Source organism: Paraburkholderia sp. 40, assembly GCF_050434105.1.
Classification (GTDB): Bacteria; Pseudomonadota; Gammaproteobacteria; order Burkholderiales; family Burkholderiaceae; genus Paraburkholderia; species Paraburkholderia tuberum.
The window spans coordinates 2,473,995-2,484,645 of the sequence record NZ_JBNPVY010000002.1 but is presented as its reverse complement, the minus strand read 5'-3'; the positions used below and the strand labels follow the sequence as shown (position 1 = coordinate 2,484,645).

Annotated in this window: 8 protein-coding genes and 2 pseudogenes; 7 read left to right on the top strand and 3 right to left on the bottom strand. The window is 65.8% G+C overall.

Annotated features, from left to right (window positions below; genetic code table 11):
* Window positions 1-15 precede the first annotated feature (15 nt).
* From OKW28_RS12770 to OKW28_RS12750, 5 genes and pseudogenes are all read left to right on the top strand, one after another.
* A complete protein-coding gene (locus OKW28_RS12770; protein WP_429445978.1) occupies window positions 16-603 on the top strand; it encodes a nucleotidyltransferase family protein in 588 nt (195 codons plus the stop codon).
* Window positions 604-692: 89 nt separating this feature from the next.
* A pseudogene (locus tag OKW28_RS12765) lies at window positions 693-853 on the top strand (LysR family transcriptional regulator); the annotation flags it as partial.
* A 55-nt stretch (window positions 854-908) separates the two neighbouring features.
* Window positions 909-1,172: an alpha/beta fold hydrolase gene (locus tag OKW28_RS12760; protein WP_429445976.1), complete on the top strand. Its 264-nt coding sequence runs from the start codon at window positions 909-911 to the stop codon at window positions 1,170-1,172.
* A gap of 289 nt (window positions 1,173-1,461) precedes the next feature.
* Window positions 1,462-2,169: a PIG-L deacetylase family protein gene (locus OKW28_RS12755; RefSeq protein ID WP_429445974.1), complete on the top strand. Its 708-nt coding sequence runs from the start codon at window positions 1,462-1,464 to the stop codon at window positions 2,167-2,169.
* 128 nt (window positions 2,170-2,297) lie between these two features.
* Window positions 2,298-2,450: a hypothetical protein gene (locus tag OKW28_RS12750; protein WP_429445972.1), complete on the top strand. Its 153-nt coding sequence runs from the start codon at window positions 2,298-2,300 to the stop codon at window positions 2,448-2,450.
* Between the two features lie 45 nt (window positions 2,451-2,495).
* On the opposite strand, the gene OKW28_RS12745 is transcribed toward OKW28_RS12750, so the two are convergent.
* From OKW28_RS12745 to aepX, 3 genes are read right to left on the bottom strand one after another with little or no spacing between them, the layout of a single operon-like run.
* The gene (locus OKW28_RS12745; protein WP_429445970.1) at window positions 2,496-3,563 is read right to left on the bottom strand and encodes a 2-aminoethylphosphonate aminotransferase; all 1,068 of its coding nucleotides are present in this window, start codon (window positions 3,561-3,563) and stop codon (window positions 2,496-2,498) included.
* Between the two features lie 23 nt (window positions 3,564-3,586).
* Window positions 3,587-4,750, bottom strand: a complete 1,164-nt coding sequence (gene aepY / locus OKW28_RS12740; protein WP_429445968.1) for a phosphonopyruvate decarboxylase — start codon at window positions 4,748-4,750, stop codon at window positions 3,587-3,589.
* The gene (gene aepX, locus OKW28_RS12735) at window positions 4,747-6,477 is read right to left on the bottom strand and encodes a phosphoenolpyruvate mutase (RefSeq protein WP_429445966.1); all 1,731 of its coding nucleotides are present in this window, start codon (window positions 6,475-6,477) and stop codon (window positions 4,747-4,749) included. Before aepX ends, aepY begins: the two co-directional genes overlap by 4 nt.
* Before the next feature lie 548 nt (window positions 6,478-7,025).
* Here aepX and OKW28_RS12730 point away from each other — a divergent pair.
* On the top strand, window positions 7,026-8,567 hold the full coding sequence (locus OKW28_RS12730; protein ID WP_429445964.1) for a methyl-accepting chemotaxis protein: 1,542 nt from the start codon (window positions 7,026-7,028) through the stop codon (window positions 8,565-8,567).
* A gap of 321 nt (window positions 8,568-8,888) precedes the next feature.
* Window positions 8,889-10,629: pseudogene (locus tag OKW28_RS12725) on the top strand (peptidoglycan D,D-transpeptidase FtsI family protein).
* Window positions 10,630-10,651: the final 22 nt, after the last annotated feature.

The window sequence follows — 10,651 nt, the reverse complement described above, 5'->3', positions numbered from 1 at the left end:
TACCGGTATCCGCCGATGGCCTACGCCTCGCTCGCCACTGGTGTGTTGCTCGCCGCCGGTCTCGGCTCGCGCTTCGATCCGCACGGGCTGCACAACAAACTGCTCGCACGTATGCCCGACGGCACGCCGGTTGCGCATGAAGCCGCGCATCGGCTGCTGCGGGTCGTGACGCGGGTGCTCGCTGTCGTGCGGCCGGGCTCCGACGCGCTCGCCCGCGCGCTGAACGATGCCGGCTGCGATGTCGTGTTTGCGGCGAGCGCCGAGCGCGGCATGGGCGCGAGCCTCGCCGCCGGTATCGAAGCGAGCGATGACGCCGAGGGCTGGATCGTCGCGCTCGCCGATATGCCGCGCATTGCGGTTCCGACGATCGAAGCGGTAGCCCGCGCGCTCGACAACGGCGCGCCGCTCGTCGCGCCGTTCTACGACGGCCAGCGCGGCCATCCGGTCGGCTTCGGCAGCAAGCATCGCGACGCGCTACTCGCGCTGGACGGCGACACCGGCGCGAAAGCGCTGCTCACGTCACACGCGCTGACGCGCATCGATGTCGACGATCCCGGCATTCTGCGCGACGTGGACACGCAGGACGATTTGCGCACGCTCTAGCCGCCAACATCAGCCTCGCCGAGACTCGCTGCCCGCAGCCGGTCGAAATCGAGAATCTTGCCGGACAAGGAAAGGAACACTGATACGGCATGAAGCCCCTGGATCTGACGCGTTTCGATCTCAATCTCTGGTTGTACTTGAGGCACTTTGGACCGAAAGGCACGTCGGCCGCGCCGCCGGACGACTGCATTTGTCCCAGTCCGCCACCAGTCACGCCTTATCGAGGCTGCGTACTGCCTTTGCTGATCCAGGGAGAGATACCCTGGTCAACCAGAAAGAGCCGCGACTTCCTTATCAGGGAGACGTTGCATAAGGCCTACGTCAATCGCATCCGCTCGATCGAGAAGACGGACTATACGGCCTTGCTGAAGAAGATCGACGTCCCCACGCTGATCCTGACTCCCGAGGAAGACAAGCTGATCGGCAAAGAAACCGCGGGGGTCCTGCTGAACGGCATCAAGGGTTCGCAGGAAGTCGTCATGCCGCGCACCGGTCACATGTTCAGGTTTTCGCACCCTGGCGCCTACTCTCTCGAGATCAGAAAGTTTCTGGAGCGAGCGTCGCTATAAGGACTCGTGTTCGGAGAATTCGCAAAGTACCCAAAAAACGTGCGCTTCAAGGGCCCCTGACGGCGGCGCGCGACGAGCCGGAAAGCCACGACCGTCACTGGATGGACGGATCGAGAGTTCGATTCGCGGTCTTTCAGGCACGCGCTTTGCGGCCGGCAAGTTTCGCGCGCAAGCCGCGCCGATTGCGCCTAAGCTGAGGTGACGTCACGTTTTTTGCGCACGCGGCGCCTTGACGACCGGCAGCCTCGATGCCTCATCCGTCCCGCCTCGAATCCCCACACGCAAGCCCATGAGCGAAACCACTCCACGCCTTTTCATCGTCTCGCCCCATTTCGACGACGCCGTCTTCAGTTGCGGCGCCTTGCTCGCCGCCCACCCCGACGCCGCCGTCTGCACCGTGTTCGCCGCGCCGCCCGAACACGACATGCACACGGAGTGGGACGAAAAAGCGGGCTTCGCGAACGCCCATGAAGCGGTCCGCGAACGCACGATCGAAGACAACCGCGCGCTCGAAGTGCTCGACGCGATCCCGCTGCGCATGCCGTTTCGCGACAGCCAGTACGCCGACTCGCCGTCGATCAGCCAGATGGCCGCGGCGCTGGAGGAAACGATTTACCGCACGACCGCGAACACGCTGCTGATGCCGCTTGGCCTGCATCACGACGATCACGCGCGGGTATTCGAAGCGTGCTGCGAGATCCTGCCGCGGCTCACGCATCTGGACTGGTTCGGTTACGAGGAAGCGATTCACCGGCTCACGCCGGGCGCGGTGCAGGCGCGGCTCGCCGATCTCGCGCAGCGCGGCATCGTCGCGACGCCGGCAACGCCGAGCGCGGGCCACACGATCGACGTGCAGCGCCGCGCGCATCTGAAACGCGAAGCGGTCAACGCGTACGCGAGCCAGTTGCGGGCGTTCGGCGCCGGCAACTACGACGACGTGTTCGCGACCGAGCGCTACTGGCAGCTCAGCGTCGGCCGTAAACGCGCGAAGAAATAGCAAAAAGGAGCGAGCAGGAAGCGCGGCGAGCGCCTACGCTTGAAGACAGATAGCCGACGCGGCGGCACACATCGGCGGTATAAAGCCGCTTCCGCCGGACCCGCGCATTTCAACCGCAGGGTGACGCAATGAGCTACGACATGCACACCAGCCCGATTCCCGACCCGAACGCCGATCCGAACCGCGACCCGGACGCCGACCCGCTCGTGCCGCCGTCGCCGGGGCATCATGTCGAGGAGCCGCAGCGGCCTGACGGGCCGCCGGACAAGGATCCGGTGTAAAGGAGCCGCGAGCGGCTCGGTCGCGGCGCGCCGCTCGGCGCAGCGTCAGCACATCAAGTCGCTGAAGCCCTGCAGCAGGCGGTCGATATCGGCCGCGTGAACGTTGCCCATCGTCGAGATGCGGAACAGCTCCGCCGACAGCCCGCCCTGCCCCGCATAGATCACGAAGCCGCGCGCCTTCAGCGCGTCGTGCAGGTGCGGATACGCGATACCGTTGGGCAAGCGGTACGCGTGCAACACCACCGACGACTGCCCGGTCGGCAACACACTGTCGATGCCGCGCGCCGCCAGCCCAGCGCGCACCTGCTCGGCAAGCGCCGCATAGCGCGCGTGACGCGCGCGCCAGCCGCCTTCGTCGGCGAGCTCGCGCAGCGCCTCGACCAGCGCGTAATACGCGTGCACCGACGGCGTAAACGGCGTATTGCGCTGATCCTGCAAACGCGCGAGCCGCGCGAGATCGAGGTAGTACGTGCGGCTCGCCGCGCGGGCGAGCGCCGCGCGCCGCACCAGCACGAACGACGCGCCCGGCACGCCATGCAGGCACTTGTTGGCGGTCGCGGCGAGCGCGTCGAGGCTCGCGTCCGCGAAATCGATCGTTTCGGCGCCGAAGCTGCTGACACCGTCCACCAGCAGACGCAGGCCGCGCTCGCGACACAAGGCGCCGAGCGCCGCGATGTCGTTCAGGCGCCCCGTGGTCGTTTCGTGATGAATCACCGCGACGTGCGTGAACGACTTGTCGGCGTCGAGCCGTTCGGCGATCTTCGCCAGATCGGGCGCGTCCATCCAGTCGTGCTTCAGCGCTTCGTGCGCGATGCCGTATTGCGCGGCGATCTGCGCGATACGCTCGCCGTACACACCGTTTTCGACGACCAGCAGTTTGCCGTTGTGCGGCACCAGCGCGGCCGTCATGCTTTCGACGGCGGCCGTGCCGGAGCCGGTCATCAGTACTGCCTGCCATTCGTTCGGGTCGAGCCCGTACACGTCGACGAGACGCGTGCGCGCCTCTTCCTGGAGATCGAAAAACTCGCTCTCGCGATGGCACAGATCCGTCTGCAACAGGCTGTTGCGGACACGTTCGGTGAGCGTCACCGGGCCGGGGTTGAGCAGCAGCATGGGCGCTCCTGTTGGCGTTGGGTTCAGATCGCGCCGATGTGGCGCATCAGGCGCGTCTTCACATCGGGCGGCGTAATGGTCGGGCGCGGCAGGCCGTCGGGCGTGCCGCGGCGGATCGTCAGGCGCGCGAAGCGCGGCCCGTCGAGCGGCGGCGCCGCGAACAGCTCGTCGATGATCGCAGGATCGTCGCTCTCGAGCGCCGACGCGTAACCGCACGCGGCCGCCACGCCCGCGAACGACACCTGCGACGATACCGTCGCCTGGCCGCCGGTCGAGTCGTGCGCGCCGTTATCGAGCAGCACATGCACGAGGTTCGACGGGCCGTACGCGCCGAGCGTCGCGAACACGCCCATGCGCATCAGTGCGGCGCCATCGCCGTCGAGCGCGACCACGCGCAGATCGGGGCGCGCGAGCGCGAGGCCGAGCGCGAACGGCGTCACGCAGCCCATCGAGCCGACCATGTATAGCTGGTTCGCGCGATCGTCGATCGCATAGAGTTCGCGGCCGCAAAAGCCGGTCGACGCGAGCACCACCGTCGAGTCGAGCGGCGTATGCGCGATCACCTTTTGCAGCGCGTCGTGGCGCGTCGCGAGTTCGTTCGCGGCGATGTCGCGGAACCGCGCGCGAGGCTCGACCGGCGTGCGCCGCCTGGGCGCGCCGCCGTCCCTCAGTTCATACGGCGCAACGCTGCCCTTCTGCATCACGAGCGCGTACGGACGGCCGGTTGCGTCCATGTGCGCGATCGCGCGATCGAGCGCCGGACCGATCGCGTCGGTCTCGGTCGGGAACGTCTCCCACGGAATTTCCATCGTGTCGAGCATCGCCGGCGTGATCGGGCCCATCAGCGCGTGCTGCGGCTCGTCGGCAACGCCGGGCTGGCCGCGCCACGTGACGATCAGCAGTTGCGGCAAGCGGAAGGTCCACGTCAGCGACGTCAGCGGGCTGACCGCGTTGCCGAGCCCGGAGTTCTGCATCATCGTGACGCCGCGCCGGCCGTTTTTCGCGCCGAGCGTAACGCCGGCGATCAGCGCGACCGCGTCGCCCTCGTTGGCCGCCGACACGTAGTGCAGCGATTCGTCCTGCAGCACGTAGTTGATGAACGGCGTCAGATACGAGCACGGCACGCCCGCATACCAGTCGAAACCGCGCTCGCGGGCCGCCTCGACGAACTGTGCTGCTTCGATCATTGCGCGCCTCCGTGTGCAGCGTTCGCCGTCGCCCCGCCGCCGACGGCCGTCGCGAACGGCGCCTGCGCGTGCGCGAAGTCGCCCGCGCGGCGGAAATCGTCGAGATCGTTGACGCCGCGCCAGTGGCCGTGCACGTATTGCACCTCGATCGACTCGCCCGCTTCGATCAACGCGTTCAGCAGCGCGGGCATGTCGAGCGACGCGAAATCGTCGCGCGTCCGCAACTCGCGCATGACCGCCCGCAGGCGCTCGCGACCCGCGCCGCGCACGTTCAGCAGACCCACCCAGCGGCCATGCGGCACTGGGGCGGCGCCCGCCGCCGACGACTGCTCCCGCCCGCTCGCGACATGCCGCAGCACGATCTTATTGCCGAACAGACCGCGGTCGTCGGCGGCCGAGCACCACGCGAAATCGCGCACGCTCGCGTTCTCCGCATCGGTTAGCGACGAATCGACGACCACGCTGAACGCGGCCTCGCTATCCACCAGATCACGCAGGATGTAGCTGCGAAACAGCAGGTCGCCGTACGAAATGACCGTGTCGCCGGTCAGGTGGTCGAGTGCGCACGCGAGCGAGGCAAGCTCGCCGGTCTGCGCGTGCTGCTCGTTGACCACGAGGCGGATGCCCGCGGTATCGATCGCGTCGGCGCGATAGCCGCCGACCACGGTGATGTCGTTGACGCCTTGCTTCTTGAACGCATCGACGAGCCAGCGCAGCAGCGGTTTGCCGGCGATCGGCAGCATCACCTTCGGACGGTCCCCGGTCACCGCTTCAAGGCCTTTGCCGCGGCTCGCGGCGAGCACCACGGCCGAGCCGGCCGCGCGGCCGCTCGACAGATAGCGGTCTTCGGCTTCCGAATATTCGTCGGCGTCCTGCAAACGGAAGATTTCGTTGACGGCCGCGATGCTGTCCTCGACGTTGACGAGCGTCTCGCTCGAATGGATTTCCTTCGCGACGGCCTGCATCGCCGAGGTCGCCGCGCGGATCAGATGGTTCGCCCAGATCACGGTGCTGATGCCCGCTTCGCGGAACACCTCGGTTGGCGTGCCGTAGTACTTGGTCGGCACGATCACGAGCGGCGCGCGCCCGGCCCATTCGCGCGCGAATTCGAGAATCTCGTCGGGGCGCGACAGCTTGCTGTGAATCAGGATCGCATCGGCACCAGCTTGGGCGTACGCTTGCGCGCGGCGCAGCGCTTCGTCCATGCCCCAGCCCGCGATCAGCGCCTCGACGCGCGCGACGATCGAGAAATGCTCGTCGTTCTGCGAGTCCTTGCCCGCCTTGATCTTGCCGCAGAATTCGTCGATATCGGCAAGCGGCTGCGCCTCGCCGTTGATGAAGCTGTTGGTCTTCGGAAACTGCTTGTCCTCGATGCACACGCCGGCGATGCCGCGCTGTTCGAGCTTGCGCACGAGGCGGCGCACGTTGTTGAAGTTGCCGTAGCCGGTGTCGCCGTCGAGCAGGATCGGCAGATCGCCCGCGTCGGCCATGAATTCGAGCGTATCAACCACCTGCGTCCAGCTCGCCTCGTTGTTGTCGCGCACGCCGAACTGCGCGGAGATCGCGAGGCCAGAGCCCCAGATCGCCTTGAACCCAGCTTCGCGAACGATGCGCGCGGACAGGCCGTTATGCGCCTCCATCATGAATTCGAGTTCGCTGCTGACGAGCATCTGGCGCAGGCGCGCGCTGCGGGACTGGGCAACGAAAGCGGGTTCGCGTGCATTCATTCTTCGGGACTCCTGGTGGCGGGCTTGTTGGCGTTCTTCTATGCCAGGCTGGCAATCGGAAAAAGGGCGACTATAGCGGAATTTTTTATGACGAGTCCTTGAAGGTCTCAACGATCTTTCGTGGTTGCGCTTAAGTGGGAAAATGTGTTGTTTTTTGCATGCGTGACCATTTAACGGGACTTTTGGATTTAATTGGCGTTTTGTGGGATGTTGGTGCGAGCCTTCCTGGATTGGGCTCAGCAGGTTCTACGCAGACCAGCGCCGGCATTTTTCATGTCGATTTTCTCCCGCATTTTTCAATCGCTGCGATTTACCGATAATCGCCGGTTAATTCACATTCGCGAGTAATGCACAAAAGCCCTTTCGAATTGCGCGCATGAACGCCGCTAAAACATTCAATAAATCCACCTATTAATCGGACGAATGGCGATGTCGAACAGCGGGTTTTCCCTGCCTCGATCAACGCCATTTCGTGCCGTAAACACAGCGAGCGGCATCCGACCGCAATTCAATGGATCCTACTGGCCAAAACGCCTATTCCCATCGCTATGACTCTGAACCGAAAACTGGCGTCCATGATCGCCGTTCTGTGGGTCGGCCTGATCCTGATCGGCGCGTTCGGCGCGTGGCACAACCGCGCATCGATGATCTCGGACCGACGCGAGCAATTGCGCTCGTTGATCGAAGAGGCAAACCACGTCGTCGGCCATTACTACTCGCTTGCCCAGCAGCATGCGCTGTCCGAGGACGACGCGAAAAAGCAGGCGCTCGCGACGCTCGGCGCGATGCGCTACGGCAAGGACGGCTATTTGTCGATCAACGACTCGCAGCCGGTCATGCTGATGCATCCGATCAAGCCCGAACTGATCGGCAAGAACCTCGCGCAGTTCACCGATCCGGCCGGCAATCATCTGTTCGTCGATATCGTCAACTCGGGCAATCACGACGGCGGCGGCTTCGTCGATTATTTGTGGGCCAAGCCCGGCAGCGAGCAGCCCGTCGCGAAGACCAGCTACTCGATGCACTTCGCGCCGTGGGACTGGTACCTCGTGACCGGCATGTACATGGACGACGTGCAAAGCGCGTTCTACCGCAACCTGCTGCGCTGGCTCGCGATCACCGTCACGCTCGGTGCGCTCTCTACGGTCGTGATGCTGGTCGTGCTGCGCAGCATCCGCCGCTCGCTCGGCGGCGAACTCGAAGTGGCCGTCGAGCACGCACGGTTGATGGCGCAAGGCAACCTCGCGACGCCGGTGCCGATCGAGCCGCACGACAACAGCAGCCTGCTGCATGCGCTGCGCACGATGCAGGCGGGACTCGTCGACACGGTCTCGCGCGTGCGCCAGGGCACCGAGAACATCAACGTCGGCGCGAACGAAATCGCGGCGGGCAACACCGACCTGTCGCAGCGCACCGAGGAGCAGGCGGCGGCGCTCGTGCAAACCGCGTCGAGCATGGATCAGATGACGGTGAACGTGAAGCAGAACGCGGACAGCGCGACCCAGGCCGCGCAACTCGCGAGCGACGCAGCGAACGTCGCGACGCGCGGCAGCCGCGTGGTCGACGACGTGGTGCGCACGATGGGCGAGATCACCGCGAGCTCGCGGCAGATCGGCGACATCATCGGCGTGATCGACGGCATCGCGTTCCAAACCAATATCCTCGCGCTGAATGCCGCCGTCGAGGCGGCTCGCGCCGGCGAACAGGGTCGTGGCTTCGCGGTGGTCGCGGCCGAAGTGCGCAGCCTCGCGCAGCGCTCGGCGACGGCCGCCAAGGAGATCAAGGCACTGATCGAAACCTCGACCGATACCGTCGAGACCGGCGCGTCACTGGTCGCCAACGCCGGCGCGACGATGGGCGAGATCGTGCAGTCGGTGCGGCGGGTCAACGAGATCCTCGAAGAAATCAGCCACGCGTCGCGCGAGCAGAGCGCGGGCATCGAACAGGTCAATCGCGCGGTCGGCGAGATGGATCAGGTCACGCAGCAGAATGCGGCACTGGTCGAACAGGCCGCGGCCGCCGCGCATTCGCTGAAGGACCAGGTCGGCGTGTTGCGCGACGCGATCGCGAGTTTCGCGTTGCCGGCTTGAGCTTGCCCCGCCGCGCCCGCAACGGGCGCGAAAAAAGAAGGCGCCCCACAGGCAGGAAGCGCCTATTCAACACGCCGCGTCGGAGTCGACGCATCAATCGAACGAATCAGCCGCGCGGATTTTGCAAGTCCGCGCGGCTTTTCGTTATCAAGCTTCGGCTCGGCTCGCCTTTGCTCCAGCTCGAACGCACCTCCTTTCACACTCCTCGCATTTAAATTACGTTTTATTTACAATCGGCCCGGCGACAGTCCTTGCCGCCAGGCCTCGTGGCTTTGGCGGCCTCGTTCAATCGAAAGTACGTGAGGTCCGCTGCCCGCCACCATGATCCGCCAGAAAAAACCGCCGTCGCCCGATCCCTATGCCTTAGCCGCGAAGAACCCGCTGCTCGATGCGCGACTACCCGCGTGGCGCTCGAAGTTCGTCGTGCTGCTCGTGTTCGCCGCGTTCGCGACGCTCGCGCTCCGCGCGTTCTGGGTGCAGGTCGTGAATCAGGACTTCTACGTCGACCAAGGGCAGAAGCGCTATCAGCGCCTGCTCGAACTCGACGCGACGCGCGGCCTGGATCGTCGATCGCAATGGTTCGATGCTCGCGGTCAGTCTCGCGAGCTACGAAATCTGGGCCACGCCGAAGCTCGTCGACGAAAGCGCGTTCGCGCCGCTGGCAAAGCTGCTCGATCTGCCGCTCGCGGACCTGCGTCGGCGTCTGAACGGCGAGCGCAGCTTCGTGCTGCTCAAGCGCCAGGTCGATGCCGACACTGCCGGGCATCTGTCGCGCCTCGGGCTCGCCGGGATCACGCAGATCGCCGACACCAAACGCTTTTATCCCGAGGGCGAGTCGGCCGCGCACGTGGTCGGCTTCACCGACATCGAGGACAACGGCCAGGAAGGCGTCGAACTCGCCGCCAATGCGCAGTTGCAAGGCGTGCCCGGCCACCGCGAGGTGATCCACGACCGGCTCGGCCGCGTGATCTCGGAGACGCGGCCGCTCGTGCCCGCGCGCAACGGCGCCACGATCCAGCTGACGATCGACCGGCGCATCCAGCAACTCGCATACACACAACTCAAAGCCGCGATCGCGCAGCACCGCGCCGAAGCGGGCAGCGTGGTCGTGCTCGATGCGCGCAACGGCGAGATCCTCGCGCTCGCCAACTACCCGAGCTTCGATCCGAACGACCGCACGCGCCTGTCCGGCCGGCAGCTGCGCAACCGCGCGGTGATCGACACGTTCGAACCGGGTTCGACGATCAAGCCGCTGGTCGTCGCACTGTCGATCGACGAAGGCAAGGTGCGGCCGCAGAGCATCATCGATACCGCGCCCGGCTGGTATCGGATCGGCCCGGCCGTGATTCACGACACGTCGAATCACGGCGCGATGACGGTCGCCGAGGCGGTGCAGAAGTCGAGCAATATCGCGCTCGCAAAGCTCGCGCTGAATCTGCCGGCCGAGACGATCTGGACCAAGTATCGGCAATACGGGCTCGGTCTGAAGCCCGAGCTGCCCTTCCCTGGCGTGGCAGCCGGCAAGCTGCGGCCGTATCAACGCTGGCGCCCGATCGAACAGGCCACGATGGCGTATGGCTACGGGCTGTCGGTATCGCTGCTGCAAATCGCGCAGGTCTACACCGCCTATGCGGGCGACGGCGCGCTGAGGCGCGTGAGCCTGCTGTGCGAGCCGCTCGACGCGGACGACCCCGCGTCGTTCGCCGACCGCGGCGAATCGGTCACGACGCCCGGCACCGCGCGCGCGATCCGCAACATGCTCGAAATGGCCACGGGCGACGGCGGCACCGGACGCGCCGCGACCGTGCCGGGTTATCGCATCGGCGGCAAGACCGGCACCGCGCGCAAGCAGATCGGCGCGGGCTACGCGAAGAACCGCTACCGCGCGCTGTTCGTCGGCATGGCGCCGATGAGCGATCCGCGCCTGATCGTCGCCGTGATGATCGACGATCCGGCTGGCAAGGCGTTCTATGGCGGCACGGTCGCTGGACCTGTGTTCAGCGGCGTGATGGGCGGCGCGTTGCAGCTGCTCGGGGTGCCGCCGGATGCGGCAGGAGTGTGACGCGTAGTTAGTGTTAGTTACG

Bases quoted from the DNA above. Each gene is read 5' to 3' on its own strand.
- OKW28_RS12770 (WP_429445978.1), top strand. From the start codon at position 16: ATGGCCTACGCCTCGCTCGCCACTGGTGTGTTGCTCGCCGCCGGTCTC.
- OKW28_RS12755 (WP_429445974.1), top strand. From the start codon at position 1,462: ATGAGCGAAACCACTCCACGCCTTTTCATCGTCTCGCCCCATTTCGAC.
- OKW28_RS12750 (WP_429445972.1), top strand. From the start codon at position 2,298: ATGAGCTACGACATGCACACCAGCCCGATTCCCGACCCGAACGCCGAT.
- OKW28_RS12745 (WP_429445970.1), bottom strand. From the start codon at position 3,563: ATGCTGCTGCTCAACCCCGGCCCGGTGACGCTCACCGAACGTGTCCGC.
- aepY (WP_429445968.1), bottom strand. From the start codon at position 4,750: ATGATCGAAGCAGCACAGTTCGTCGAGGCGGCCCGCGAGCGCGGTTTC.
- aepX (WP_429445966.1), bottom strand. From the start codon at position 6,477: ATGAATGCACGCGAACCCGCTTTCGTTGCCCAGTCCCGCAGCGCGCGC.
- OKW28_RS12730 (WP_429445964.1), top strand. From the start codon at position 7,026: ATGACTCTGAACCGAAAACTGGCGTCCATGATCGCCGTTCTGTGGGTC.